At 68.4% G+C, this 26,373-nt stretch carries 18 protein-coding genes; 10 read left to right on the forward strand and 8 right to left on the reverse strand.

Going from position 1 to position 26,373, the window contains the following annotated elements:
• The first annotated feature begins 32 nt into the window (after window positions 1-32).
• Both pdxR and WS51_RS09265 read left to right on the forward strand, forming a co-directional pair.
• Complete coding sequence (gene pdxR, locus WS51_RS09260; RefSeq protein ID WP_060328955.1) at window positions 33-1,586, forward strand: MocR-like pyridoxine biosynthesis transcription factor PdxR; 1,554 nt, start codon at window positions 33-35, stop codon at window positions 1,584-1,586.
• Between the two features lie 97 nt (window positions 1,587-1,683).
• A complete protein-coding gene (locus tag WS51_RS09265) occupies window positions 1,684-3,882 on the forward strand; it encodes a penicillin-binding protein 1A (protein WP_069228992.1) in 2,199 nt (732 codons plus the stop codon).
• 266 nt (window positions 3,883-4,148) lie between these two features.
• On the opposite strand, the gene WS51_RS09270 is transcribed toward WS51_RS09265, so the two are convergent.
• Entirely contained in the window at window positions 4,149-5,375 is a 1,227-nt protein-coding gene (locus WS51_RS09270) for a hypothetical protein (protein WP_069229175.1), read from the reverse strand.
• Between the two features lie 336 nt (window positions 5,376-5,711).
• Entirely contained in the window at window positions 5,712-7,130 is a 1,419-nt protein-coding gene (locus tag WS51_RS09275) for an MFS transporter (RefSeq protein WP_059848598.1), read from the reverse strand.
• Between the two features lie 416 nt (window positions 7,131-7,546).
• On the opposite strand from WS51_RS09275, the gene WS51_RS09280 reads away from it, so the two are divergent.
• Window positions 7,547-10,006, forward strand: coding sequence for a DUF3772 domain-containing protein (locus WS51_RS09280; protein ID WP_069228993.1), 2,460 nt, complete (start codon window positions 7,547-7,549; stop codon window positions 10,004-10,006).
• A 133-nt stretch (window positions 10,007-10,139) separates the two neighbouring features.
• Here WS51_RS09280 and amaB read toward each other — a convergent pair whose 3' ends face one another.
• Window positions 10,140-11,651, reverse strand: a complete 1,512-nt coding sequence (amaB, locus tag WS51_RS09285) for an L-piperidine-6-carboxylate dehydrogenase (RefSeq protein ID WP_059447117.1) — start codon at window positions 11,649-11,651, stop codon at window positions 10,140-10,142.
• A gap of 636 nt (window positions 11,652-12,287) precedes the next feature.
• Between amaB and WS51_RS09290 the strand changes: the two genes are divergently transcribed.
• From WS51_RS09290 to WS51_RS09300, 3 genes are all read left to right on the forward strand, one after another.
• The gene (locus WS51_RS09290; protein ID WP_069228994.1) at window positions 12,288-13,868 is read left to right on the forward strand and encodes an amino acid permease; all 1,581 of its coding nucleotides are present in this window, start codon (window positions 12,288-12,290) and stop codon (window positions 13,866-13,868) included.
• Window positions 13,869-14,003: 135 nt separating this feature from the next.
• The gene (locus WS51_RS09295) at window positions 14,004-15,272 is read left to right on the forward strand and encodes an NAD(P)/FAD-dependent oxidoreductase (protein WP_059501735.1); all 1,269 of its coding nucleotides are present in this window, start codon (window positions 14,004-14,006) and stop codon (window positions 15,270-15,272) included.
• Window positions 15,273-15,387: 115 nt separating this feature from the next.
• Complete coding sequence (locus WS51_RS09300; RefSeq protein WP_059450150.1) at window positions 15,388-16,062, forward strand: TetR/AcrR family transcriptional regulator; 675 nt, start codon at window positions 15,388-15,390, stop codon at window positions 16,060-16,062.
• Between the two features lie 120 nt (window positions 16,063-16,182).
• Here WS51_RS09300 and WS51_RS09305 read toward each other — a convergent pair whose 3' ends face one another.
• Complete coding sequence (locus tag WS51_RS09305; RefSeq protein ID WP_069228995.1) at window positions 16,183-18,006, reverse strand: phospholipase D-like domain-containing protein; 1,824 nt, start codon at window positions 18,004-18,006, stop codon at window positions 16,183-16,185.
• A gap of 104 nt (window positions 18,007-18,110) precedes the next feature.
• On the reverse strand, window positions 18,111-18,869 hold the full coding sequence (locus WS51_RS09310) for a DeoR/GlpR family DNA-binding transcription regulator (RefSeq protein ID WP_059501731.1): 759 nt from the start codon (window positions 18,867-18,869) through the stop codon (window positions 18,111-18,113).
• Window positions 18,870-19,073: 204 nt separating this feature from the next.
• On the opposite strand from WS51_RS09310, the gene WS51_RS09315 reads away from it, so the two are divergent.
• The 3 genes from WS51_RS09315 to nadE all read left to right on the forward strand — a co-directional run bounded on the left by WS51_RS09315 (window position 19,074) and on the right by nadE (window position 21,433).
• On the forward strand, window positions 19,074-19,259 hold the full coding sequence (locus tag WS51_RS09315; protein ID WP_006752380.1) for a hypothetical protein: 186 nt from the start codon (window positions 19,074-19,076) through the stop codon (window positions 19,257-19,259).
• Between the two features lie 241 nt (window positions 19,260-19,500).
• Complete coding sequence (locus WS51_RS09320) at window positions 19,501-20,370, forward strand: DMT family transporter (RefSeq protein ID WP_059769906.1); 870 nt, start codon at window positions 19,501-19,503, stop codon at window positions 20,368-20,370.
• Window positions 20,371-20,584: 214 nt separating this feature from the next.
• Complete coding sequence (gene nadE / locus WS51_RS09325) at window positions 20,585-21,433, forward strand: ammonia-dependent NAD(+) synthetase (RefSeq protein ID WP_059450154.1); 849 nt, start codon at window positions 20,585-20,587, stop codon at window positions 21,431-21,433.
• A gap of 78 nt (window positions 21,434-21,511) precedes the next feature.
• On the opposite strand, the gene WS51_RS09330 is transcribed toward nadE, so the two are convergent.
• The 3 genes from WS51_RS09330 to WS51_RS09340 all read right to left on the reverse strand — a co-directional run bounded on the left by WS51_RS09330 (window position 21,512) and on the right by WS51_RS09340 (window position 25,714).
• Window positions 21,512-23,188, reverse strand: a complete 1,677-nt coding sequence (locus WS51_RS09330; protein WP_059501725.1) for a S10 family peptidase — start codon at window positions 23,186-23,188, stop codon at window positions 21,512-21,514.
• A gap of 73 nt (window positions 23,189-23,261) precedes the next feature.
• Complete coding sequence (locus WS51_RS09335) at window positions 23,262-24,851, reverse strand: S53 family peptidase (protein ID WP_069228996.1); 1,590 nt, start codon at window positions 24,849-24,851, stop codon at window positions 23,262-23,264.
• Between the two features lie 239 nt (window positions 24,852-25,090).
• On the reverse strand, window positions 25,091-25,714 hold the full coding sequence (locus WS51_RS09340; protein WP_059501722.1) for a LysE family translocator: 624 nt from the start codon (window positions 25,712-25,714) through the stop codon (window positions 25,091-25,093).
• A 134-nt stretch (window positions 25,715-25,848) separates the two neighbouring features.
• Here WS51_RS09340 and WS51_RS09345 point away from each other — a divergent pair, with 134 nt between their 5' ends.
• Window positions 25,849-26,313 carry an Lrp/AsnC family transcriptional regulator gene (locus WS51_RS09345; protein WP_044848788.1) on the forward strand — a complete coding sequence of 155 codons (465 nt, stop codon included), beginning with the start codon at window positions 25,849-25,851 and terminating at the stop codon, window positions 26,311-26,313.
• Window positions 26,314-26,373: the final 60 nt, after the last annotated feature.

The raw sequence follows: 26,373 nt of genomic DNA on the forward strand, positions 1-26,373 counted from the left end.
CCGGTTTCGAACAATTTCAACAGACCAGAATCATGGCCAGAACCGCCCGAGTCATCGAAATCCCGTCGCTCGGCGTGCTCGACCGCGCGGCCGGCGACCTGAGCCGCCAGCTCGCGCAGGCGTTGCGGAACGCGGTACGGCGCGGCGACGTGCGGCCCGGCGACACGCTGCCGTCCACGCGGCTGCTCGCGACGTCGCTCCAGGTTGCGCGCGGCACCGTCGTCGACGCGTATGCGCAGCTCGTCGCCGAAGGCTTCCTGGAGTCGCGCGGCGGTGCCGGCACGCGCGTGGCGAACGCGCTTGCCGAGCCCTCCGCGCCGGCTGGCGAACCATCCGTGCCCCGCCCGCGCGCGGCACGCACCGGCCTGCCGGAACCGGCCGCGACGTTCGCACGGATCGCCCGCGAATTCCGTCCGCTGCCGGCCGTGCCGTTCGCGATCTCGGTGCCGGTCGGGCTCACCGCACCCGACGACATCTGGCGCCGGCTCGGCAACCGCCTGCGCGCACGCGGCGCCGGTGCGCCGTCCGGCTATGCGGATCCGCAAGGCGCGCTGCCGCTGCGCGAAGCAATTGCCGATTACGTGCGCCGCTCCCGTTCGGTGCGCTGCACCGCCGATCAGGTCGTGATCACGAGCGGCACGCAACAGGGGCTGCATCTCGCGAGCCAGATCCTGCTCGGCCCGAACGATCGCGCGTGGGTCGAGAATCCCGCCTATCGCGGCATCACCGCGCTGCTCGAAAGCACCGGCCGGCATGACGCGATGGTCCGCGTGCCGGTCGACGCGGACGGCATCGACGTCGAAGCCGGCATCCGTCTCGCGCCGGACGCACGCGCGGCGTTCGTCACGCCGTCGCACCAGTACCCGCTCGGGATGCCGATGAGCATGGCGCGACGCAACGCGCTGCTCGGCTGGGCGCGCGCGCATGGCGCGTGGGTGGTCGAGGACGACTACGACAGCGAATTGCGCTACGAAGGCTACCCGTTTCCGTCGCTGCAAGGCCTGGATCCCGAACACGTGATCTATCTCGGCACGTTCAGCAAGATCCTGTTCCCTTCGCTGCGGCTGGGCTACGTGATCGTGCCCGACGATCTCGTGCCCGCGTTCTGCGGCGCGCGCGCGCTGATGGATCGGCACGCGCCGACCGCCGATCAGCACGTGCTCGCCGCGTTCATCGCGGAAGGGCATCTCGACCGCCACATTCGCCGCGTGCGCGGCGTCTACGCGCAACAGCGCGCGCTGCTGATCGACACGCTCGGCGCGCGGCTGCCGCGCGAACGCGCGTGGGTGCAGCCGGGCGACCAGGGCATGCACGTCGTGCTGTGGCTCGCGCAAGGAATCGACGATCTCGACGTGGTAGCGCGCGCCGCGCAAGCGGGCGTCGCGGTGCGCGCGGTGTCGCCGATGTTCGCGCCGGGCACCGCGCGCCCGGGCCTCGTGCTCGGCTTCGGCGGCTTCGATCGCACGCGGATGGAAGCGGCCGCGCAGCGGCTCGCGGACGTGGTCGGCGAAGCGGCCGGCACCGTTTCATCGGAAGAATCGCGACGGCGCGGCCGACCAAAGGTTGTCCGCGGGAAACAAACGTAATCGTCTGTAAATCCTGCAAGAAAACAGCCGGTTTGGCCGCCGCCAACGGTGCGCCGTTTGCTAGGATCGCGCCTTTTCCGCTCGCGCTCCTGCTGCCGTGAATCGCTTCGTGCCGTTTCTTCGAGACCTGTGGCTTCGCTGCCGCACCGGCGCCCGCGTGCTGGGCGCCGGTGCGTGGCATCGTCTGCGTCATCCGACGCGCCGCGGCGTCGCGCTGACGCTCGCCGCGATACCACTGCTCGGCCTGCTGGTTCTGCTCGCGTTCGTCCCGTTTACGCCGAGCATCGGCGACATCCGCAAGGCGCGCATCGACCGCCCCGCGCGCGTGCTGTCGGCCGATGGTCAGTTGATCGCCGAATTCCGGCCGGTCAACCGCGAGTGGGTGCCGCTCAAGCAGATCTCGCCGCACATGGTCGACGCGCTGATCGCGACCGAGGACCACCGCTTCTACGCGCATCACGGCATCGACTGGCGCCGCACGCTCGCGGCCGGGCTGCATACGTTCTCGGGCAGCCGCCAGGGCGGCTCGACGATCACGCAGCAACTCGCGCGCAACCTGTATCCGGACGAAGTGGGCCGCGCGCCGACGCTCACGCGCAAGGTGAAGGAGCTGATCACCGCATTCAAGATCGAAACGGTGTACAGCAAGGACGAGATTCTCGAGACCTACCTGAACACGGTGCCGTTCCTGTACAACGCGTACGGCGTCGAGATGGCCGCGCGCACCTATTTCGGCAAGTCGGCGGACCAGCTCGACATCGTCGAAAGCGCGACGCTCGTCGGGATGCTGAAGGGCAATAGCTACTACAACCCCGTGCTGAACCCGGAGCGCGCGGTGCAGCGCCGCAACATCGTGCTCGCCCGGATGGCGGCCATGGGCATGCTGTCGCCGCGACAGCTCGCGCAGTTGCAGCGCAGGCCGCTGCGCGTCGACTTCGAACCGCAGACAGCGCAGCCCGGCCCCGCCCCTCATTTCGCGGTGCAGCTGCGCAAGTGGCTGATCGCATGGGCCGACCGCAACAACTACGATCTCTACGCCGACGGGCTCGTCGTGCGCACGACGCTCGATGCGCAGTTGCAGGACATGGCGACGCGAGCGCTGACGCAACAGACCGATCGCCTGCAGGCGATCGCCGATAGCGCATGGCACAACCCGTCCGGCTGCGGGCTGCGCAACGACCTGTTCCGCGGCTTCATCCGGCAGACACCGGACTATCGCGCCGCGCGCGACGCGGGGCTCGCGGATGCGGCGGCACTGAAGCAGCTCGGCGCGAATCGCGCGTTCATCCGCGCGCTGTGCGAGCGCAAGACGCAGGTACAGGCCGGCTTCGTCGCGATCGATCCACGCAACGGCGCGATTCGCGCATGGGTCGGCAGCCCCGACTTCGGCAGCGAGCCGTTCGATCACGTCGTGCAGGCGCGGCGCCAGCCGGGCTCGACGTTCAAGCCGTTCGTCTATGGCGCCGCGTTCGCGGACGGCATGCGGCCGGGCGATACGTTCGTCGATCGCCCCGTCGCGATCCCGATCGGCGCGCACGCGGTGTGGCACCCGACCGATGCCGAGCCGCCGACGGACGCGCCGATGACGCTACGCGACGCGCTCGCACTGTCGCGCAATCGCATTACCGCGCAGGTGATGCAGCGCGAAGGCGCGGCTCGGGTCGCGCAGCTCGCGCGCGCGATGGGCGTGCGCGACAGCACGCTCGACGCGGTGCCCTCGCTCGCGCTCGGCACGAGCCCCGTCACGCTGAAGGAAATGGTGTCCGCATATGGCACGGTCGCGAACCGCGGCGTGTACGTCGCGCCGCAGATGATCACGCGCATCGAGGATCGCGACGGCAAGGTGCTGGCCGCATTCGGCAGCGCGCCGCCCGAACGCGCACTGCCGGCGGCCGCGGCCCAGACGCTGGTCGACGTGATGCGCGGCGTCGTCGATTACGGCACCGGTGCCGACATCCGCTCGCGCTACGGCATTCGTGTCGACGTTGCGGGCAAGACCGGCACGACACAGGACAACACGGACGGCTGGTTCATCCTGATGCATCCGCAACTGGTGGCCGGCGCCTGGGTCGGCTTCGACGACGGCAGCGTGACTTTGCGCAGCGACTACTGGGGCGCGGGCGCGCACAGCGCGCTGCCGATCGTAGGCTCGTTCTACGACGCGGCGCTGCGGGCGCGCGCGATCGATCCGCATGCGCAGTTCTCGCCCGACTTCCGGCCGCGCAGCGCACCGGCGCCTGCACCGAGGCGGCGTCCGCACCCGGGGCTGTTCGACTGGCTGAAGATCTTCCGCTGAGCAGTGCGCGGCGCGATGCTTAGCGTGTCTGAACGAAGCGATCACGGCACGCGCCACGCATCGTGGAGGCGTTCGAGCGCGTCGACGATGCGTGGCGTTTCGCGTTCCGTGACTGGAGATTGTTCGATTTCGCCGGCGAGCCGCGTCAGCACCTGAACGTTGCGCCTGCCGACAACGCGCTCAGGCCGCAGCGAGCGTCGCAGCCAGTGCGTCGAACGCGGCGCCCGCGTCGTACGGCCTTCGCCGCATCGTCGCACCGACAGTCGTCAGTCCGCCGTGTCGCCGCTCTTCGGCAGCTTCGACCATGCATTGCGCCCCGGCGCCGGCGACCATGCCGGACGTGTCTTGCGCGCGCTGTCGATCACCACCAGGTAGCGGCCGGCGATCGGCGTGATGTCGCGATCGCGGCGCAACACCCACAACGACTTGCCGGCCTCGACGCGCGCCTGATAGTCGTCGTCGAGGATGCCGTGCCGGTCCAGGAACGTGTTCAGCGAAGCGGGAATCCGCACGCAGCCTTTCGAATGCCGGATGCCGAGCAGCGGCTCGAGGCGGTCGGGGTCGGTGGCGTGCATCTGGAAGCGCATCGGCGACTTGCCGCCCTTGCCCCAGCCCCGCTCGCCATCGACCCAGCCGAAGTCGTAGATGCGCATGTCGCGCGCGCCGTAGCCGCGAATGCCGTTGTCGTTCGTCGTGCCTTCCGCACGGAAGTCCATGTTGTCGGGCGAGTGGTGGAACACGCCGAGCGGCGTCAGGAAGTGATCGTATTGGCCGGGCCATCCCGTGCCGACCGGCGACGCGCCGATCATCAGCCACGCGTTGGACGGTGTCGCGCGGAAGTAGATGAACAGCGCCTGCACGTTCGGCGCGCGGTCGACCATCGCGACATATTCGCCGGCGAGGTCGCCGAGATCCGCATCGTCGAGCGCCTTCTGAAGGCGGTCGCCATACGCGCGTTGTTCGCTCGCGGGCACGTTCAGGCGTCGCGTGACTTCCTGCGTGAAGCGCTTGCGCATGTCGATCGCGCGCTCGGTCGCGTTCTTCGCGTCGTCTGCCGACAGCGGCGGGTGCCGGCGCGGCGGCGTCGGCGCGGGTGCCTCGGCTTCGCTTGCCGATGTGCCGGATGCAGCCGATGCTGCCGACGCGGCCGAAGCCGGGGAGGCGCCGGACGCCCCCGACGCACCGCTGGCGGGCGACGGACGATGCACGGTGGACGCCGGACCGACCTCGGCCGACGCACGCGCCGGCGACGCCGGATGCGCGCTCGAAGCAGTTGATGAGGATGACGTAGCAGTGGCCGGCGGCACGTCGGAAGCGGCGAAGGCTGGCCGCGCGACAAGCCCGGAAATCGGAACAGCGGCCACGAGCCACACAGACGTGGCAAGCGCGAGGGAACGGCAACGCGGCTTGGAAAACCGCCGCGTCAGGTCGGAGAGCATCATGCGATCGAAGCCATCGGCCGATCCGGCCGCCGCATGTTGCGAACGGCGCATCTGCCGCGCGAGCCATCGCCACGCCAGCGGCACGCATGTGCCCGGCGCCGACGCCTCTTTGCGGTGGAGCCGTTCGCAATGCAACGCGTTCGGTTCAATGGCGGCTAATGAGTCGTCAGGCCTTCCATTCTACCTGCGCACACACGAATCGGCAGGGCCGCCCCCGACAGTTCGCGGCGGTTTTGCGCTTCGTCACGCTTTGTTTCAACTCGTTGCCGCTTGCGTCACCGCTGCATGGCACGCTGCTCGCTGCTGCGAGTTGTCTGCAGCCCGAAATGCCGGAACTGCACTCGCGCGCCGCATGCGGCATGTGACGTGCGAGTGCGCAGCCCGCGTCTACTTCGAAATGGCTTCGAGCGCGATGCCCTTGGTGCGCGGCCCCATGAATCCGATCGCGGCCATCACGATCGCCATCGCGCCGGCGATGAACGCGAACACGCCGAGCGTGCCGAAGCCCTTCAGCACGGCCGCGATCACGAACGACGAGAAGATCGCCGAGAAGCGGCTCCATGAATAGACGAAACCCACCGCGCGCGCACGGATCGACGTCGGGAACAACTCGGCCTGATACGCGTGGAAGCTGTACGACATGATGTTGCTCGCGAGCGTGAGCCCGATCCCGAGCACGATCAGGAACGCACCCGCCGTCGTCTGGCTGAACACCAGCCCGCAGACGACGATCGCCGCCGCCATCGCGACGATCACCGACTTGCGCTCGAAGCGGTCGGCGATCACGAGGCCGATCAGCGGACCGAGCGGCGCCGCGAGCGCGATCACGCTCGAATACATGAGGCTCGACGTGATCGTGATGCCCTGCTTGATGAGCAGCGTCGGCACCCAGTTCGCGAAACCGTAGAAGCCGACCGTCTGGAACACGTTGAAGATCGTCATCATGATCGTGCGGCTGCGATACGGCGGCACCCACATGTCGCGGAAGCTGCCGCGCGGCGGCACCGGCTCGGCCGGCGCGGGCGGCGGCAGCGGCCGGCCGTATTCGGCTTCGACCTTCGCCTCGAGCGCGCGCATGATGCGATCGGCTTCGTCGACGCGCCCCTGCTGCGCGAGCCAGCGCGGGCTCTCCGGCAACTCGCGGCGAATCCACCATACGAACAGCGCGCCGTGCGCGCCGATCAGCACGACCCAGCGCCAGCCGTCGAGGCCGAACGGGGCGTGCGGCACGAGCAGGTATGCGAGGAACGCAACCACCGGCACCGCGACGAACCCGACCGCCTGCTCGCACGCGAACGCACGGCCACGGATCTGCTTCGGCACGAGCTCGGAGATGTACGTGCCGATCGTGACCATCTCGACGCCGAGGCCGAGACCGACGACGAAGCGCCAGAAGTTCAATCCGGCCGCCGTGTCCTGGAACGCCATCACGACGTTGGCGGCGGTGTACCACAGCAGCGACCACGTGAAGATCGCGCGGCGTCCGAAGCGGTCCGCGAGGAAGCCGCATGCGATCGTGCCGATGAAAAGGCCGGAGAACAGTGCGGCGATGAAGCTGGCGACGCCCGTGGTGCCGAACAGGCCATGCGTAGTCGTGGAGAGGATCCCGCTTTTCACGAGACCCGGCGCAACGTAGCCGCTGTACAGCAGATCGTAGAGTTCGAAGAAGAAGCCGAGGCTCAGTAGCACGACGAGCTTCCAGACGCTGCGGGTCGGCGGCAGGCGATCGAGGCGGGCTGAAATCGAGCCCGGGTCGATGGAAGAGGACGGGGCGGCTGCCTGTGGAAAGCTGTCCGTTGAGACCATCTTGGTCGTGTCTCCTGATCGTGTCGTGTGTTGTTGTTCGGCGGCCAGCGGGCCGCCGTCGAGCGATTCGCTGCATTGTACCGGCACGCCGCGCGGCCCGCGTTGCATGGCGAACCTGTTCGGATACCCTACTTTCGCGCCCGATATTGTGTAAATTCCGTAACCGTCTGTCGAATCTGTAAGGCGCGCCGGCGTCGCGATGTTCCGCTGCCGGCCCGCGCATGCGACCGTCACGGCCCCGCCGGCAAGGGCCTGCGCGGCATCGGATGCCCGCGCGCGCACTGCGGCACGCGGCGGCCGACACGCACGATCGGCAGCGCCGCGGCCGCCGCGCCCCGGTAACATGCTACCGGGCCAACTTCCGGCTTCCGGGGCGCCTTCGCGCGCCCGACATTGTCGGCAAAACGTAAGCATCCATGTCCATACAACGACTATCCACGTACGCACGCCGGATCGCGCTGTTCGCACTGCTGCAGTTCGCGGCGATCGCCACCGCGTCGGCGTTTCCGACGGCCGCGTCCGCGCCGGGCGCGAGCGGCGTCGGCGCCCCCGTGCCGGCGATTTCGCTCGGCGACGCCGTTGCGCAACTCAAGCAGATGCAGGTGCAACAGGACCGCATCAAGCAGCAGACGTCGAACGCGACCAACAGCAAGGAGCTCGACGAGCTCGCCGAAGCAACCCAGGAGCTGAGCGCCGACGTCGACAAGTTGCAGAGCCAGCTCGCGCCGCAACGCACGCAGGTCCAGGCGCAGCTCGACGTGCTCGGCCCGCCGCCGGCCCCCGGCGCATCGCCCGAAACACCCGCCGTCGAACAGCAACGGGCGACGTTGAACGCACGCAAGGCGCAGATCGACGCGGCGCTGAAGCAGGCCGCCGACCAGAAGACCAACCTCGCGAACCTGAACGACCAGTTCTCGAAGCTGCACCGCAGCCTGCTGAAGAACCAGCTCGCGTTCCGCTCCGGCAGCATCTTCGGCGCGCAGTTCTGGATGCCGCTGTTCCATCTGTCGCCGGACGACGTGCAGCGGCTCGACGATTTCAACGACGAACTGCGCGACATGCTGCGCTCGTCCTGGACGCCCGGCCAGCGCGCGCTCACCACGTTGCTGATGATCGCCGCGTTCGCGGTCTGGCTCGGCGGCCGCCGCATCGTCGAACGCGGGCTCGCATGGTTCTGCCTGAACCGCCTGCCGCCCACCCGGCTGCGCCGCAGCGCGCTGGCGCTGGCGACGGCGTTCTCGACGCTGCTCGCGACCGCGGTCGCCGTCCAGATCCTCTATCTCGCGCTCGCCCGCCACGCCGAACTCACGTCGTCGATGACGGATCTGTGGGACCAGTTCGCGAAGCTCGCCGTGACCTGCGCGCTGATTGCCGGCCTCGGCCGCGCGCTGCTCTGCACGAAGCATCCGTCGTGGCGCCTGCCCGCGCTCGCCGATCCCGTCGCGCTCGCGATGAAGCCGTTCCCCGGTGTGCTGGCCGCGCTGCTGCTGATGTCCGGCACGCTCGAATCGATCAACCGGATCGTCGACACCAGCCTGTCCGTCACACTGTTCGGTCGCGGCATCGTCTCGCTCGTCGTCGCGCTGACCGTCGGCGCGTCGATCCTGCGCGCGAATCGCGTACGCAGCGCGCTTGCGGCGTCCGGCGAGTCGCCCGAGGATCGTTCGACGCTCGCGGGGCTCATCCATGCGGGCGTCACGCTGGCGATCGTCGTGTCGCTCGGCGCGCTGCTGATCGGCTACATCACCGTCGCGCGCTTCATCACGTACGAGCTCGTGTGGTTCGAGATCGTGCTGTGCAGCGTCTACATCATGACGCAGCTGACGCGCGACGCGAGCGAAAGCCTGTTCTCCGCGAACCTGTCGACCGGCAAGCAGATCAAGCACCTGTTCGCGCTCGACGACCGGCATCTCGACCAGGCGCACACCGTCGTGTCCGGCCTCGGCACGAGCCTGCTGATGCTGGTCGCGGCGATCGCGTTGCTGACGGGCGGCTTCGGCACGACACCGAGCGACCTGCTCGACAGTGCGCTCGCGATGATCGGCGGCCAGCGGCTGCAGAGCCTGAACATCATGCCGGACCGGATCATGAACGCGGTGATCGGGTTCGCGATCGGCTTCTACCTGCTGCGCTCGGTGCGCCGCTGGCTCGATGGCGAGTTCATGCCGGCGCTCGGCATGGATGCGGGAATGCGCGTGTCGCTGATCACGCTGTTCACCAACGTCGGCTACGTGCTGCTCGTGCTGATGACGCTGGGCCTGCTCGGCGTCAGATGGAGCAATCTCGCGTGGATCGTCAGTGCGCTGTCGGTCGGTATCGGCTTCGGCCTCCAGGAGATCGTGAAGAACTTCGTGTCGGGGCTGATCCTGCTGACAGAGCGGCCGGTCAAGGTGGGCGACATGGTCAGCATCGCGGGTGTGGAAGGTGACATCCGCCGCATCAACGTGCGCGCGACCGAAATCCAGCTCAGCGACCGCTCGACCGTGATCGTGCCGAACTCGCAGCTGATCTCGCAGAACGTGCGCAACGTGACGATGGGCAACAGCACGCAGGGCGTCGCGACGTTGATGCTGACGTTCCCGCTGAACACCGACCCGGAGCAGGTGCGCGACCTGCTGCTCGATGCCTATCGCGAGCATCCGGCGATTCTCGAGAAACCGGCGCCGTCGGTCACGTTCAGCCAACTGGCGCCCGACGGGATCACGCTGAGCGTCACGGGCTACGTGGCGAGCCCGCGGATCGCGAGCTCGACGAAGAGTGACCTGCTGTTCGAGATCCTGAAGCAGTTGCGGGCGGCGCAGATCACGCTGTCGACGCCGCAGATGCTGGTCGTGCAGAACATGCCGGCCAGCGACGGAGCGACCCGGCACGAATGAAGACGTGACCGGGCGGGCGCGGATCGGGCATCGCCGCGCGCGCATCGTCGAAAACGACACGGGCCGGTTACCGCTTTCGCGGCAACCGGCCCGTTTTCATTCGACGGTCAACGCGCCCTTGCGGGCGCCTCCGTCACACGTCGAACTTCACGCCCTGCGCCAGCGGCAGCTGACGGCTGTAGTTGATCGTGTTCGTCGCGCGGCGCATGTATGCCTTCCATGCATCCGAACCCGACTCGCGGCCGCCGCCCGTTTCCTTCTCGCCGCCGAATGCGCCGCCAATCTCCGCGCCGCTCGTGCCGATGTTCACGTTGACGATCCCGCAATCGCTGCCCGCCGCCGACATGAACTGCTCGGCCTCGCGCATGTCGTTGGTGAAGATCGCCGACGACAGGCCCTGCGGCACCGCGTTGTGCACCTCGATCGCATCCTCGAAGTTGTCGTAGACCATCACGTAGAGAATCGGCGCGAACGTCTCGCGCTCGACCACCGCCGATTGCTTCGGCATCCGTACGATGGCCGGACGCACGTAGTACGCATCGGCGTGGCCGACGTCGACTCGCTCGCCGCCCTTCACTTCGCCGCCCTGCTCGCGCGCATCGGCCAGCGCCTTCTGCATCGCGTCGAACGACGCACGGTCGACCAGCGGGCCGACGAGCGTGCCTTCCTCGAGCGGGTTGCCGACCTTCACCGATGCATAGGCCTTCTCGATGCGCGGCAGCAGCTGGTCGACGATGCTGCGATGCACGATCAGGCGGCGCAGCGTCGTGCAACGCTGGCCTGCCGTGCCGACCGCCGCGAACGTAACCGCACGCACGACGAGGTCGAGGTCGGCGCTCGGCGCGACGATCATCCCGTTGTTGCCGCCAAGCTCGAGGATGCCGCGCGCGAGACGCTGGCTCAGCACCTTCGCGACTTCCTGCCCCATCCGCACGCTGCCCGTCGCGCTCACGACCGGCACCTTCCGTGACGAGGTCAGCACCTCGCCCACGTCGCGCATGCCGAGCACGAGCTGGCTCAGGCCTTGCGGCGCGACGCCGGGATGCGTCTTGTCGAATTCGCGCAGCGCCTTGGCGAGCAACTGGTGACATGCGATCGCGGTGAGCGGCGTCTTTTCCGACGGCTTCCACACGACCGAATCGCCGCAGACGAACGCGAGCGCGGCATTCCACGCCCACACCGCGACCGGGAAGTTGAACGCCGAAATCACGCCGCACACGCCGATCGGATGCCACGTCTCCATCATCCGGTGGCCGGGGCGCTCGGATGCGATGGTCAGGCCGTAAAGCTGGCGCGACAGGCCGACCGCGAAGTCGCAGATGTCGATCATTTCCTGCACTTCGCCGAGGCCTTCCGACGTGATCTTGCCCGCTTCGAGCGTGACGAGGCGGCCGAGCTCGGCCTTGTGCTCGCGCAGCACGTTGCCGAACACGCGCACGAACTCGCCGCGCACCGGCGCCGGCACCGTGCGCCACTTGAGGAATGCGTCGTGCGCGGCGTCGATCTTGCGCTCGGCGTCGGCGGGCGAGTCGACCGCCAGCGTCGCGAGCGTCGCGCCGTCGAGCGGCGAACGCGCGGTCAGCGCGTTGCCTTTCCACTGGGCGAGATCGATGTCGAGCGCAGCAAGAATGTCGTTGAATTGCATCACTTCCTCTTCAGGGACAGATTGATCGGTGCGGCGGCGACGCCGCCCGCGTGATTCGATTGGAGCGCGTTCGCGCGCCCTGTGCAAGCGGATGTGCGGCTCGGCAGGCCCGGCGCGCCGCGTGGCGTATCGCCCGGTGCCGCCGCCGGAAACCCCGGCCGGACGGCACGCTGCAGCCTCGCGAGGCACGATCCATGAGACACATTGTCGGCGGCCACAAGTCGGCCCGCTATTGATATTAACTCACGACTTCATTCCGAAAACGCAACACCCGGGCAGCACGAATCCCCGTGTTTCGGCATCGGCGCGCGACCTGTCCAGCGCTGGCATCCGGCGCGCCGCAGAGCTTTCGATGCGCCGCAGGTTGATGACAAAGTTGCATCACCCAGTGCGGAAATATCGTTTGCCGCGCTTGCGGGCGGCACACACAATCGGGGCGGCGTCGAGGTGTACCGCACCCGGCGCACCGACGGCCGTCCAGCAACGGCCGCACGACAGACGAAGGCGACACGCGTCGCGGCCCGCTGCACCGGCAGGTCGGGTTCAAGCCCGCGAAGCCGTGCCGCGCTGCCCGCCCGGCGACCCGTCGCCTTTCGTCGCCAAAAAACAATCCGGAGACAGCGCTCAGCACCCGCCATGCATTCAGATGCCCGCCCCGACTCGCCCCGTCCGTCCGGCTCGCCGCCCGCGAAGCCGTCCCTTCACCGCGCGCTGCAGGCACGCCATCTGCGGATGATCGCCATCGGCGGCTCGATCGGCACGGGCCTGTTCGTCGCGTCCGGCGCGTCGATCTCGCAAGCCGGCCCCGGCGGCGCGATGCTCGCTTACATGCTGATCGGGCTGATGGTCTACTTCCTGATGACGAGCCTCGGCGAAATGGCCGCGTTCATGCCGGTCTCGGGTTCGTTCGCGACCTACGGCGCGAAATTCGTCGACGAGGGCTTCGGTTTCGCGCTCGGCTGGAACTACTGGTACAGCTGGGCCGTGACGCTTGCGGTCGAGCTCGTCGCCGCGCAGCTCGTGATGCACTACTGGTTTCCGCATGTGCCGGGCGTCTGGTGGAGCGCAATCTTCCTCGCGCTGATCTTCGCGCTCAATGCGTTGTCGGTACGCGGCTTCGGCGAAGCAGAATACTGGTTCGCGCTGATCAAGGTGCTGACGGTGCTCGCGTTCGTCGGCGTCGGCCTGATGATGATCTTCGGCATCATGCAGGGCGGCCCGAGCGCGGGATGGGGCAACTTCACCATCGGCGACGCGCCCTTCGTGGGCGGTTGGGGAACGATGCTCGGCGTCGCGATGATCGCGGGCTTCTCGTTCCAGGGCACCGAAATGATCGGTGTCGCGGCCGGCGAATCGGAGAATCCGCGCACGACGATCCCGCGCGCGGTCAGCCAGATCTTCTGGCGCATCCTGCTGTTCTACGTATTCGCGATCTTCGTGATCGGCGTGCTGATTCCGTACACCGACCCGAGCCTGCTGAAGAGCGACGTGACCGACATCGGCGTGAGCCCGTTTACGCTCGTGTTCCGCCACGCCGGCCTCGCGTTCGCGGCCGGCGTGATGAACGCGGTGATCCTGACGGCCGTGCTGTCCGCCGGCAACTCGGGCATGTATGCGTCGACGCGGATGCTCTACAACCTCGCGGTCGAAGGCCGCGCGCCGAAGCTGTTCGCGAAGCTGTCGGCCGGCGGCGTGCCGCGCAACGCGCTGTATGCGACGACCGCCGTCGGCGCGCTGTGCTTCCTCACATCGCTGTACGGTGACAAGACCGTCTACCTGTGGCTGCTGAACACGTCGGGCATGGCGGGCTTCATCACCTGGCTCGGCATCGCGGTCAGCCATTACCGGTTCCGCAAGGGCTTCCTCAAGCAGGGCTATCGGCTCGACCAGTTGCCGTACCGGTCGAAGTGGTTCCCGTTCGGCCCGCTGTTCGCATTCGCGTTGTGCGCGATCGTCGCGCTCGGCCAGGACTACCAGGCGTTCCTCGCCGACAAGATCGACTGGGCCGGCATCGCCGCAACCTACATCGGCCTGCCGTTCTTTCTCGCGATCTGGCTCGGCTACGCGCTGGTGCGCAAATGCCGCCTCGTCCGCTACGAGGACATGGAGATCGCGCCGTGGATCGAGCGCAACGCGACAACCGAAGCGACGCCGAAGGCCGACGCCGGCTATCCGGCCTACGTCGCCGCCCCGGCCAATCCGACGCCGGGCGCCTGACGGCCGGCCGTGCAACGGCCGCCGCCCGGCCGCCGCGGCCATCGCGCTGAAATCCCCATTCGACGCGGCGCGCGCGTTCAGGCAAGATCGACGCGCGCCGTCCGCTTTTCCGCCGTTACGAGTCACAGAAAACGCATGCAGAACTTCTACGAAGCCACCGTTACCCGCCAGCCCTACCCGCAACTGACCGGCACGATCGACACGCAGGTCTGCATCGTCGGCGGCGGCCTCGCCGGCCTGTGCACGGCACTCGGCCTCGTCGAGCGCGGCGTGCGGGATGTCGTCGTGCTCGACGGCGAACGGGTCGGCTTCGGCGCGTCGGGCCGCAACGGCGGCTTCGTGTTCGGCGGCTACAGCCTCGACAACGCGGACCTGTTGCGCACGCTCGGCCGCGACGAAGGCCGCCGCCTGTACCGGCTCACCGTCGACGCGGTCGACCTGATCCGCGCGCGGATCGGCCGCTACGGAATCGACTGCGACATCGTCGACGAGGGCGTGATGCTCGCGAACTGGTTCGACGATCCGTCGCGGCTCGACGGCGTGCGCACGCTGATGAAGCAGGAATTCAACGTCGACTGGGAACCGGTCGCGACCGACGCGCTGCGTGCGCGGCTGAAGACCCGGCGCTATTACGGCGGCCTGTTCGAGCCGAACGCATTTCACTTCCATCCGCTCAAGTACGTGCTCGGCGTCGCGGCGGCCGCGTCGCGCGGCGGCGCACGCGTGTACGAACGCTCGGCGGCACTCGGCATCGCGCGCGAAGGCGCCGGCTACGTCGTGCGCACGGCGCAGGGCACGGTGCGCGCGAAGGACGTCGTGTTCGCCGGCGGCGGCTATGCGCGCGGCGTGTCGCCGCGCATCGAGCGCGCGGTGCTGCCGATCGCGACCTACGTGATCGCGACCGAACCGCTCGGCACGCGCCTGCCGGACGCGATCGACGCGCCGTACGCGATCTACGACACGCGTTTCGCGTTCGACTACTACCGTCCGCTGAAGGACACGCGGATTCTGTGGGGCGGCCGGATCTCGGTGCTCGATCGCGGCCCGGACGCGATCGCGCGGCTGCTGCGACGCGACCTGCTGCGCGTGTATCCGCAGCTCGACGGCGTGAAGGTCGAATACGCGTGGGGCGGGCTGATGAGCTACGCGCGGCACAAGATGCCGCAGATCGGCCGCGACGCGGACGGCGTCTGGCATGCGATCGCATTCGGCGGCCACGGGATGGCGCCGACCACCGTCGCCGGCGAAGCGCTCGCCGCCGCGCTGGCCGGGGAGCGGCCCGTGCCGGAAGGCTTCGCCGCATTCGGGCTCACGCGCACGTTCGGGCTCGCGGGGCTCGCCGCTGCACAGCTCACGTACACCGCGTACCAGGCCCGCGACGCGCTCGCGGCGTGCCGGCGCTGAGCGGCGCCAGCGGCCCGAATCGCCCGGCCGATTAGAGCGAAAGGTCGGCCGGGCGGCCATTTCCCGCATGCTAGAATGGTTTCTTCATGCCGCCGCGAACCCACAACAAAGTCACATGAAAGCTGGAAGCAAGGCCGCCACGTCCGAAAGCCGAGCGCTTGCCCCCGATGCGCGGCGCAAATACGATCCCGAGCAAACCAAGCGCAACATCCTCGATGTCGCCACGCAGGAGTTTTCCGCGATGGGCCTCGCCGGTGCGCGCGTCGACGCGATCGCCGAGCGCACGAACACGACGAAGCGGATGCTCTACTACTACTTCGAAAGCAAGGAAGGCCTGTACGAGGCCGTGCTGGAGAAGGTGTACGGCGACATCCGCGCGCTCGAGCAGGAGCTGCACGTCGGCGACATGGAGCCGCGCGAAGGCATGCGCCGGCTGGTCGAATTCACGTTCGACTATCACGACAAGCACCGCGACTTCGTCCGCCTCGTGTCGATCGAGAACATCCACGGCGCGAAGTATCTCGAGCAGCTGAAGTCGTTCAAGACCAGCAACGTCAGGATCATCAAGACGCTCGAGGAGCTGCTCGAGCGCGGCGCGGCGAGCGGCGCCTTCCGCAAGGATATCGATGCGTTCGACCTGCATCTGCTGATCAGCTCGTTCTGCTTCCATCGCGTGTCGAACCGCTATACGTTCGGCGCCGCGTTCGGCCGCGATCCGTCGGCGCCGCGGCTGCGCGCGCGGCATCGCGAAACGATCACCGACTCCGTGCTGCGCTACGTCGCCGCGTAGGCACACAGCGCGATTCCTCCCCACGCCGGCTCGCGAGCATTCACTCGCCGTCCGGCACACATCCGAACATCGCCGCGCCGCCTGCGACCGGCATGAGCCAGCCGCACGCGGCGCGCTTCTTCAGGCCACACGCCGCGCGTGCATCCCGGGCGCGTCCGTCGGCACGGTCGACGCCAGCGCGATCCGCGCCTTCTCTTCCGGGCTTCCCGCCACGTAATATTTCTTCGCCCAGCTCGAATCCGGCGCGAGCGCGAGCTGCCGCTGCGCACCGGCGCCGCGCCGTTTCGTCTCGATCGACAGCGCCCGCGCGCGGTAGTGCTCGTAGAGCCGCAGGAATTCGGCGAGATAGATCGCGGCGATCCGCGCGTCGCGAATCTCGAGCAGGTTCTCGTCGTTGTACTGCTCGGAATTGCGGCTCATGTTCGCCGAGCCCGTATAGACGATCGGGTTCGCGCCTTCCGCATCGATCACGATGAACTTGTGGTGGATCACGACCGGCGGATAGGCCGGTGCCGGCTCGCCCGGAAAGAGGCGCAGTTCCGGCTCGAAGCCCTTCGGCACCGTCGCCGGCGAAAAATACGCGGCATCGATCACGTCGCGCCGATCGCGCTGGCGATGGTAAAGCTCGAGGTTCGCGAGCGTCGCCGCATCGAGCGACTGCCCGGCGTGCTGCGCGGCATCGGCCTTCGTCGCACTGCCGACGTTGATGCGGTTCACCAGGCCGAACATCATCAGGCCGCGGTCGCCGGCTGCGAAGCATGCATCGCGCAGTGCGGCGTCGGTCGGCATGAACAGGCAGAACGACACCGAATGCTTCGCGGCCGCGATCGCGGCGACGATCGTATCGATCTCGGTGCGCTGCCCTGCCGGCTCCGGAGAAAACGCGACGCGCACCTGCGCGCTGCCGACCGTGATCGGCGCCGACCAGCCCGCCGACAACTTCGCCGTCTCCGCGATCGTCGGATTCGCGGCCAGCGCGTGCGCACGCGCGTTGTACAGCGCCGCGAGCGCCGGCGAATCGAACGCGTGCAGCACGTTCGCCTGCTCCGTCAGCCCTTCCGTCGTGAAGTTCGCGGAACCGGTCAGCACGCGCGCGGGCGTCACCGCGGTGGCCGCATTCGCCGGTGCGTCGGTCACGATGAACTTGTCGTGCATGATGTGCGTCCGGTCGCGCGGCGCGAGCGTCGCGAGGCCCTGCAGCGCGTCGACGGCCGGCTGGTTCGGCGACGGCAACGGCGGCTTGCCCTTGCGCGCGGTCGCGTGCGCGTCGTAGACGATCGCGAGCGACGCTTCGCCATGCTGCCGCCCGAACGCCTCGAATGCGGGCAGCGCCCACAGCGTGTCCGTCAGGTGATAGACGGCCGACACCGCGCGCGACGCGGGGTCGAGCATCGCCGCGAACACCTGTTCCATGTCGTTCGCGAGCCACGTGCGCAGCTTCAGCGCCTGCTCCGCACTCGGCACCGCATCCGGCGCGAGGCCCAGTGCCGCAACCTGCTTCGCGAACGCCTGCGAGCTCACGACCGCACGGTTGAACCACGTGCCGACACCGTCCACGACGTGCGCGGGCAGCACGACCTCGCACACGCCGGCCTGCCCGTCGAGCACCTGCAGGTTCTCCGGCGTGCCGACGACCGGATAGACGTCATAGCGGAACGACGCATTGCGATCCTGCGGATCGATGCGCGCGTCCCACCACATGAATTTCTGGATCGGCGCCTGGTCGGTCGGCGCGTCGCCCTGCGTGTCGGCGGCCGGACCGTCGAACGTGAGCCGGTTCGGCAGCCAGCTGTTCGGTGCCCGCGTCTTGCCGTCGGCCGACCAGAACCCCGGCGTGCGCCGGATCGCGAAGCCGAGGAAGTCCGTGCGCGACGCCGCGTCGGGCCAGTCGAAAGCCAGCAGGACCAGGGTCGGAGAAAGATAACTGCGTACGCTGACGGTCATTCGTTGCTCCTGCCGGACGCGCCGGTCGAGATGAATGAGTCAGTGTTGACGGCGGTTTTTCCCGCGCGATGACGGTTCGATGAACCTTGTATGTCGGACCTGCGTCAGTCGCACACGAGCAACTCGATGCCGCGTGCCGTCAGCGCGCGGCGCACGGCCTTGTCCGGCGCGCGCTCGGTGACGAGGTAGCGCGCGGCCGCCGTGCCGTTGATCCGCACCGGCGTCACGCGGCCGAACTTCGAGTGATCGGCGACGATGATCGCCGTGCCGGCCGCCGCGATCATCCGGCTGCGCACTTCGGCGGCGAGCCGCGAGTAGTCGGTGCAGTCGCCGTCGGCCGTGATGCCGCCCGCGCCGACGAACGCGAAATCGACATGGTATTGCGCGAGCTGCTGGATCGTATCGAGCCCGAACGTCGCATCCTCGTCGTCGGACAGCTCGCCGCCGAGCAGCGTCACGCGATTGCCGTTGCGCCGCGCGAGCACGAACGCCGTGCGCCAGTCGTTCGTGTAGATCGACAGCCGGTGGCGGTCGGCCAGCGCGAGCGCGACCGCATGCGGCGTGCTGCCCGAATCGATCAGCACCGATGCGTCGTCCGGTACGAATTCGGCCGCGCGCCGCCCGATCGTGCGCTTCGCTTCGGCGTTGGCCGCTTCACGCTCCGACAGGCTCGGCTCGCGGCGGTCCGCCGCCAGCGCGCCGCCATGCGTCATCACGAGCAGGCCGCGCGCCGCGAGCGCGTTCAGGTCGCGGCGGACCGTCTCGCGCGACACGTCGAGCGAGCGCACGAGTTCGGCAACCGACAGCGCGCCCGATCGCCCGAGTTCCGACAGAATGTATTGATGACGTTGTTCCGCCAGCATCGCAATGCGCCCGAGGCGACTGGTAATGGGTAAGCCGACCATTGTATTACGGCCGTTTGACCGTCATTTGACGGCGACGCGGCAGGCGGCCGGCGCGTTTCGAGAAAGCGAAATTCTGTATTGCCCGATGCGCGCGAATCGGCACGGCAAGCGGTTGCTACACTCTGCGCTTCGCCGAACGACAGACCATCAGGGGGCTTGCGAATGTATCGCAAAGGCAGTGTGCTCGAAATCCAGTTTTCGCCGGAACGGCTCAACGACGGAGCGGGCGATCCATACTGGATCGACCTGACGCTCGACGAGGCCCGCCGTTTGTACGAACAGCTCGCCGCGCGCTTCGCGACCGACGCACGCGCGAACCAGCCGCTCGACACGTTCTCGCTCGATTGATCGCCCTTTCGTTTCGTGCGCCGCGGCGCGTTTTCATGCCGCGGCGCCTTCTCCTGGCCGGCCGATAAGCGAACGGCGGGCGCGCCGCCGTACCTGCCGCGCATCCCGCACGCGACCAATGCGCCGCGCGTGGCCGCTGCCCCGCCACGCGCGAGTGCAGAATCCGACAAGACGGCGGCACCGCTTCGCCCGATACTGACCGACTTCACGATTCGTCCGGCCGTATCGCGGCCCGCCCCGCATGTTTTCCTCGCTCGTCGCCGCGGCTTTCGTCGCGCTGTGGTCCACCGGCTTCATCGTCGCGCGGGCAATCAAGCCCTACGCCGATCCGAACCTGTTCCTGCTCGCACGATTCGCGGGCACGGCGGTGCTGTTCGGCGCGGTGGCGCTCGCCGCGCGTGCGCCGTGGCCGGCCCGCCGCGAATGGCCGCGCCACCTGATCGCCGGCGCGCTGCTGCAAGGCGTCTATCTCGGCGCGAGCTACTGGGCCGTCGCGCAGGGGCTGAATGCGGGCGTGATGGCACTGCTCGGCGCGCTGCAGCCGCTCGCCACCGCCGTGCTCGCGGTGCCGCTGTTCAACGAGCGCCTGCCCGCGCGCGGCTGGCTCGGGATGGCGCTCGGGCTCGCGGGCGTCGCGCTCGTGCTCGCGCCGAAGGTCGCGGGCGGTGTCGCGCCGCCGCCGGGCGCGGCGCCCGCGTGGTTCGTCGTGGCCGTGTCGATCCTGTCGGTCGGCTCGATCACCGCCGGCTCGCTGTATCAGAAGGGCAAGCTCGCGCAGAACGACCTGCGCACCGCCGTCGCCGTGCAGAACCTCGGCGCGGCGATCGTCGCGGCTGTCTTCGTCGTGCTGCTGCACGAAACGCGCTGGATCGGCGCACCGGCGCTGTGGATCTCGCTCGTGTGGGGCGTCGTGTTCCTGTCCGGCGGCGCGGTCACGATGCTGATGTGGATGCTGCGGCGCGGCAACGCCGCGCGCGCGACGTCGCTGCTGTTCCTCGCGCCGCCGCTCGCCGCGCTGCAGGGCTACCTGCTGTTCGGCGAAACGCTCGCTGCCGTGCAGCTCGCCGGCTTCGGGCTTGCGCTGGCGGGCGTCGTGCTCGCACGGCGCTGACGCGGGCGAACGCTAGCGGGGTGCGCCCCTGCCGCGCATCGAAACGGCGCATCCGCGTGCCCGCCGGCATCCGCCGCCCCGCACGCTGCCCCATGACGATGCAGCCCGTCTCGCCGATGCAACGCGCAATCGCCGGATCGCATGCCCGGCGCGGCGCCGGACCGCGATTGCGCTTATGATGGGCGCCTTGCATTTCGTTCCGGAACCACGCTCCATGACATCCGCCGATTACGCCAGCCGCCAACGCGCGATCATTGCCGAACTGAACGTCGCCCCGCAATTCGACGTCGATGCCGAAATCGCCCGCCGCATCGATTTCCTCGCGCAGTACCTTCGTTCGACCGGCCTGCGGACCTACGTGCTCGGCATCAGCGGCGGCGTCGATTCGTCGACGGCCGGGCGGCTCGCGCAACTCGCGGTCGAAAAGCTGCGCGGCGAAGGCTACGACGCCCGCTTCATCGCGATGCGCTTGCCCAACGGCGTGCAGAACGACGAAGCCGATGCGCAGCGCGCGCTCGCGTTCGTGCGCGCGGACGAGACGTTCACGGTCGACGTGAAGCCCGCCGCCGACGCGATGCTCGCATCGCTCGTCGCGTCCGGCCACGCGTTCGAAAACCCGGCACAGCAGGACTTCGTGCACGGCAACATCAAGGCACGCGAGCGCATGATCGCGCAATATGCGGTCGCCGGCGCGCGGCGCGGCATCGTGATCGGCACCGATCACGCGGCCGAATCGCTGATGGGTTTCTTCACGAAATTCGGCGACGGCGGCGCGGACGTGCTGCCGCTCGCCGGCCTGAGCAAGCGCCGCGTGCGGGCAATCGCCCGCGCGCTCGGCGGCGACGAACTGATCGTGATGAAGGTGCCGACGGCCGACCTCGAGGAACTGCGCCCGCTGCGCCCCGACGAGCACGCGTATGGCGTCACCTACGACGAGATCGACGACTTCCTCGAAGGCAAGCCCGTCGCCGACAGCGTGTACGAAACGGTGCTGCGCTTCTACGACGGCTCGCGCCACAAGCGCGCGCTGCCTTACACGCCGTTCGACTGGCCGGCCGCGTAAGCCCGGCCCGGCGCCGCCACCCATGCCGTGCCGCGCGAACCCGGGCGGGTACGCGCGGCACGTGCACGACGGGCAACGCTACGCGTGCCCGCCCGCCTTCTTCGCCTGCAGTGCGCGAATCCGCATCCGCGCGCCCGTATCGCTGACCGTCGCGTCGTACATCGTCGCGAGGTCGCGCTTGAGCGCGGTGCGCGAACCGCCGTCGAGATACACCATGTGCCCCGACGGATAAAAGCGCGCGGACAGGTTCTGCCGCACCTTCTGATCCTCGAGCGGCATCTGCTGCAGGTCGATCACGGTCTGGTAGAACGGCGTGACGAAATCGTAGAGGCCGTTCGCCGACAGCACCTTCAGGTCGACGTTCAGCGCCATCACGGCGGCAAGATCGCCGGCCGTGTAGAGGATCACGTTCCCCTTGGCATCGATGCCCTGCTGCGCGCCGGTCGGATCGATATGGCTGAAGTCCCAGTTCTGGAACGCCTGGTCGTTCAGGTCCGTGAACGCGGAATTCGACGTGAACTTCAGCTGCTCGTTCAGGTAGCTGTTCCACATCGCCGTGTAGACGCCCGTCACGGCCGTCATCGTCGGATCGTTGCCGCCCGAGTTCGGGTCGATCTTGCCGGCGATACCCGACGAGATCCCGGTCACGCGGCCGTCGTACGAACCGAGTGCCAGCCCCTGCGCATGCAGCAGCGTCGTGAGGAACAGCGAATTGCCACGCGGGTCGTAGCCCGCGATATCGAGCCCCCAGGTCTGCAGCGTCGCGGTGTCGATGCCCGTGTACGCCGACAGCTTGCGCACGGTGGCCGGATCGGCATGCGGGACGTTGCGCAACGCGGTCAGGTAGTCGGTGCGCGCGAACTGCGCGACTTCCTCGACGAACGCGCCGAGATCGGCCGGCGCGGGCGTGACGCCGAGCTTCTTGTGATACCACGCATCGGCCGCGGCGGTCGGCAGCGCGCCGACCGGGTTGCCGGCCTGCCGGTAGTCGAGGATCGACGACTGCAGCGTGACGCCGTTCAGGTCGACGCCGTCTTCGTGCAGCTTGTATGCGAGCACGCAGCTGCGCGCGGTGCCGTACGACTCGCCGAAGAGGTATTTCGGCGAATTCCAGCGGTTGTTCTTCGTCAAGTAGCGCTTGATGAACTGCTTGAGCGAATTCGCATCCTGGTCGACGCCCCAGAAATCGCGGTTCCGGTTCGGCGCGACAGCCGCCGAATAGCCGGTGCCGACCGGGTTGATGAACACCAGGTCGCTGTGGTCGATCATGCTGTCCGGATTGTCTTCGATCTGGTACGGCGCGGGCGGCGTGAAACCCGGCATCGACGTCTTGATGCGCTTCGGCGCGAACGAGCCGAGCAGCACGAACACCGACGACGACCCGGGCCCGCCGTTGTAGAAGAACGTGACGGGCCGCGTCTCCTCCTTCGCGCCATCGGCCGTAAACGCGACGTAGAAGAGCTTCGCGGCCGGCTGCGAGCTGCTCGGATCGACCGTCACGAGATGGCCGGCCGTCGCCGTGTACGCGATGCGCTTGCCGTCGATCAGGATCGTGTGATGCGTGATCGCGGCCGCCTCGGTCGTGTCGGTCACCGAGTCGTCGGGGCCGTTGCCGTATGCGACCGGATCGAAGAACGGCTGGTCGCGGCCGTGGCTCAGCGCGACCGGATTGACGGTCGGCGGCACGCCATGAGAATTGTGGTCGCCGTGATGCAGCGGATACACGCCGCCGGAAGATGCGGAATCGATGCCCATCGTGCTGCTCCTGGAGGTGAAAAAAGACGCGGGCAGGACACCCGCGTCACATGGAAAGGCCTGTGCCGGCGCGTCAGCTCGACGGCTTGCGCGCGAGGATCGCCGCGAGTTTCGCGCCGTCCGGGCTGCCGAGGCCCGTGCACGCATCCCAGCCCGACGCGGCTGCATACGTGCCGTTCGAGCCTTTGGTGATGTCGCGCAGCGCGCCCGGATTCTTGTACAGCGTCGGATTGATCCAGCCGGCCGATGTGCCGGCCGATGCGTTGATCCGCGCGATCAGCGCTGCCCACAGCGGCGCGACCGCGCTCGTGCCGCCCATCACCGCGGGCGTGCCCGCGACCGACACCTCGTAGCCCGTTTGCGGCGACGCATCGCCCGCGACGTCCGGCACGCCGCGCTTCGCGAGCGGCGTGCTGCTGCCGTCGGCGAGCGCAACCGTCAGTCCCTGCTGCCATGCCGGCAGGTCGAACAGCGTGCTGACGCCTCCGCCGCCGGCGCCGCCACCGGCCGCCTCGTCGTTCCACGCGACCTCGCTGCGGATGCCCTGGCCGGGCAACGCATCGAGTTGCGTGCCGCCGCAGCCGAGCACGTACGGGCTCGACGCGGGGAAGTCGACGTGATCGGCGCCGTCCTGCAGCCCGTCGCCCGAGCCGCTGTCGCCCGACGCCGCGCACACCGTGATGCCCTGCGCGGCGGCCGCCTGCAGCACGCGGTTGAACGCCTGCGCCGACTGCGCCTGCCAGATCGCTTCCGGCCCGCCCCAGCTGATCGAGATCACCGACGGCTTGTTGATCTTGTCGGTGACCGCCGCGTTGACGGCCTGGATGAAGCCTGCGTCGCTGTTCGGCGCGAAGTACACGGCGATCTTCGCGGCCGGCGCGATCGCACCGGCGATCTCGATGTCGAGCGCGACTTCACCGTCCGGGCCGTTCGGGTCACCGGTCGGCGCATTGCGGCCGGTGCCGACGTTCACGTCGACGAGCGTCGGCGGCGTGCCGATGCCGAGCCCGCGGAAATACTGCTGGATATCGGCCGCGCGATAGCCACCGCCGAGTTCGACGATCGCGATGCATTGCCCGGCGCCGTCGCCGGCCGGAAAGCCATACAGCGACGCGAGCTGGATCGGCGTGAACGTGACGCTCGTGGCGCCGCGCGCCGGCCTGAACGGCGGACGCAGCCGGAAGTGCGGCCGCGCCTGCGGGCGGCTGTCGAGACCGAGCACGGCCGTGACGGCGTCGCCGAGCTCGTCCGGCAGCGCGATCGGGCCCGAGCGGCCGCGGTACTGGCCGATCGAACGGTGCTCGAAACGCTCGAGCTTCACGCTGAACGCCGCTTCGAACTGCTGGATCGTGCCCGACAGCACGACGACGCTTTCGACCGGGTCGACGCGATCGACCGTCAACTGATGTCGACGGGCGAATTCCTCGGTCTTGCGAATGTCGTCGGAATTGGCGGAGAAACGCTGCGCGAACGCTTCGCGCGACAGCGGTTTCGCCTGTGAGTCGCCGGTGGCGAGCTGGTGGACCAACGTATCGAGTTGCCCTTCTTCCTGCCGCCGCAACATGATCGTGACGTGGATGCGTTGTGCCGGATCGCACGGGCCGAGGCACTTGGACTCGGGCACGATTCGGGGTTCACGGTCGGCGTGAAGATGCCTTGCCATGTTCAGACCCTCCTTGGTACCGCGTTGCACGGAACAGCCAGGAAATCGGACACAGCCGGCGGAAGTGGGTTCCGTTCGGTCAGTCGGTTCGCGAATGCGCGAAGTTAAAAGGAGTTTAGATCAGTCAGACGATTTGCGCGCATGCCCTTGCGCGGCGGGCGTCGACACGAACGGCGGCACGGCAGTCGACCTCTACCTCGATCGATCGTGGCGTCGCTGCCGCGCCGCAGCAAGGCGGTTCAGTCCATCGACAGCCGCAGCGCGAACCCGATCAGCGCGGCGGAAAACGTCCAGCGCTGGACCGTCTGCGCGAGCGGATGCGCACGCATCCACGCCGCAATGCGCGACGCGCCGAACACGCATGCGAGGTCGAAACACACGCCGGCCGCGACCAGCAGCGCGCCGAGCTCGAACATCTGCCAGACGACGGGCCCGGCCTCGGGCCGCACGAACTGCGGCAGCAGCACCGAGCAGAACAGCAGCGCCTTCGGATTCAGCAGGTTCGTCAGCAGCCCCTTGAAGAACGACTGACGCAGTTCGCCGTGGCCCGCCTCGTCGCCGTCGCCGAGCGCGAACACCGGCGAGCGAAACACCTGAATCGCCACGTACGCGAGATAGAGCGCGCCGCCATAACGGATCGCCTCGTACAGCCACGGCGCGCTGCGGATCAGCGCCGCGACACCGCACGCGGACAGCGTCACGTGCGCGGTGCGCGACAGCGAAAGGCCTGCGGCCGCCGCCATGCCGGGGCGCACGCCGCGGCCGATGCTGGTCTGCAGCACGAGCGCCATGTCGGGCCCGGGCACCGCGTAGATGGCCGCAAGCGCGGCAAGATAAATCAACAGCAAATGGGTGGAAATCATGGTCTGCCCCCGTCCTTCGATGACGATATGTTGCCGCTAAAGGTGGAGGGATTATTGGCCATCTTTGGCTCAGAATTGGCGATCGATAGCGGAATCCGCCACAATCATGCAATCCACACAAGGATTCCGCCAACATGACCGAACTCGACAAAACCGATCGCGCGATTCTCGCCGCGGTGCAACGCGACGGCCGCCTGCCGATCGCGCGCCTCGCCGATTCCGTCGGCCTGTCCGAAACGCCGTGCGCGCGACGCCTGAAGCGTCTCGAAAACGACGGCTACATCGAGCGCTACCGCGCGCAGCTGTCGCGCCAGGCGCTCGGCTTCGGCGTCGTCGCGTTCGTGCTCGTGCGGTTCGCGACACACGACCGCAAGGTCGCCGACCGGTTCGAACGCGAAGTGCTCGGCATCGAGCGGATCCTCGCGTGCCACAACGTCGCGGGCACGGCCGACTATCTGTTGCAGGTGGTCGCGCGCGATCTCGACGACTACGGCACGTTCCTGCGCGATTCGCTGCGGATGCTGCCGGGCGTCACATCGATCGAATCGGCGCTGTCGTTGCGCGAGGTGAAACACGATGCGGGGCTGCCGGTGCCGTGATGCCCGCAGCGGGCCGCTCGCGCGCGATACTCGGCCGCAGGACCGGCGTTACCCGGCCTC

Origin of the sequence: Burkholderia territorii, assembly GCF_001718335.1 — a bacterium.
Classification (GTDB): domain Bacteria; phylum Pseudomonadota; class Gammaproteobacteria; order Burkholderiales; family Burkholderiaceae; genus Burkholderia; species Burkholderia territorii.

Excerpts from the sequence above, each read along its gene's own strand:
- WS51_RS09330 (WP_059501725.1), bottom strand. The coding sequence starts at position 23,188 with ATGGGCATCGATTCCGCATCTTCCGGCGGCGTGTATCCGCTGCATCAC.
- pdxR (WP_060328955.1), top strand. The coding sequence starts at position 33 with ATGGCCAGAACCGCCCGAGTCATCGAAATCCCGTCGCTCGGCGTGCTC.
- WS51_RS09300 (WP_059450150.1), top strand. The coding sequence starts at position 15,388 with ATGAAAGCTGGAAGCAAGGCCGCCACGTCCGAAAGCCGAGCGCTTGCC.
- WS51_RS09290 (WP_069228994.1), top strand. The coding sequence starts at position 12,288 with ATGCATTCAGATGCCCGCCCCGACTCGCCCCGTCCGTCCGGCTCGCCG.
- WS51_RS09275 (WP_059848598.1), bottom strand. The coding sequence starts at position 7,130 with ATGGTCTCAACGGACAGCTTTCCACAGGCAGCCGCCCCGTCCTCTTCC.
- amaB (WP_059447117.1), bottom strand. The coding sequence starts at position 11,651 with ATGCAATTCAACGACATTCTTGCTGCGCTCGACATCGATCTCGCCCAG.
- WS51_RS09345 (WP_044848788.1), top strand. The coding sequence starts at position 25,849 with ATGACCGAACTCGACAAAACCGATCGCGCGATTCTCGCCGCGGTGCAA.
- WS51_RS09305 (WP_069228995.1), bottom strand. The coding sequence starts at position 18,006 with ATGACCGTCAGCGTACGCAGTTATCTTTCTCCGACCCTGGTCCTGCTG.
- WS51_RS09340 (WP_059501722.1), bottom strand. The coding sequence starts at position 25,714 with ATGATTTCCACCCATTTGCTGTTGATTTATCTTGCCGCGCTTGCGGCC.
- WS51_RS09280 (WP_069228993.1), top strand. The coding sequence starts at position 7,547 with ATGTCCATACAACGACTATCCACGTACGCACGCCGGATCGCGCTGTTC.
- WS51_RS09270 (WP_069229175.1), bottom strand. The coding sequence starts at position 5,375 with ATGCGCCGTTCGCAACATGCGGCGGCCGGATCGGCCGATGGCTTCGAT.
- WS51_RS09315 (WP_006752380.1), top strand. The coding sequence starts at position 19,074 with ATGTATCGCAAAGGCAGTGTGCTCGAAATCCAGTTTTCGCCGGAACGG.
- WS51_RS09310 (WP_059501731.1), bottom strand. The coding sequence starts at position 18,869 with ATGCTGGCGGAACAACGTCATCAATACATTCTGTCGGAACTCGGGCGA.
- WS51_RS09295 (WP_059501735.1), top strand. The coding sequence starts at position 14,004 with ATGCAGAACTTCTACGAAGCCACCGTTACCCGCCAGCCCTACCCGCAA.
- WS51_RS09320 (WP_059769906.1), top strand. The coding sequence starts at position 19,501 with ATGTTTTCCTCGCTCGTCGCCGCGGCTTTCGTCGCGCTGTGGTCCACC.
- nadE (WP_059450154.1), top strand. The coding sequence starts at position 20,585 with ATGACATCCGCCGATTACGCCAGCCGCCAACGCGCGATCATTGCCGAA.
- WS51_RS09335 (WP_069228996.1), bottom strand. The coding sequence starts at position 24,851 with ATGGCAAGGCATCTTCACGCCGACCGTGAACCCCGAATCGTGCCCGAG.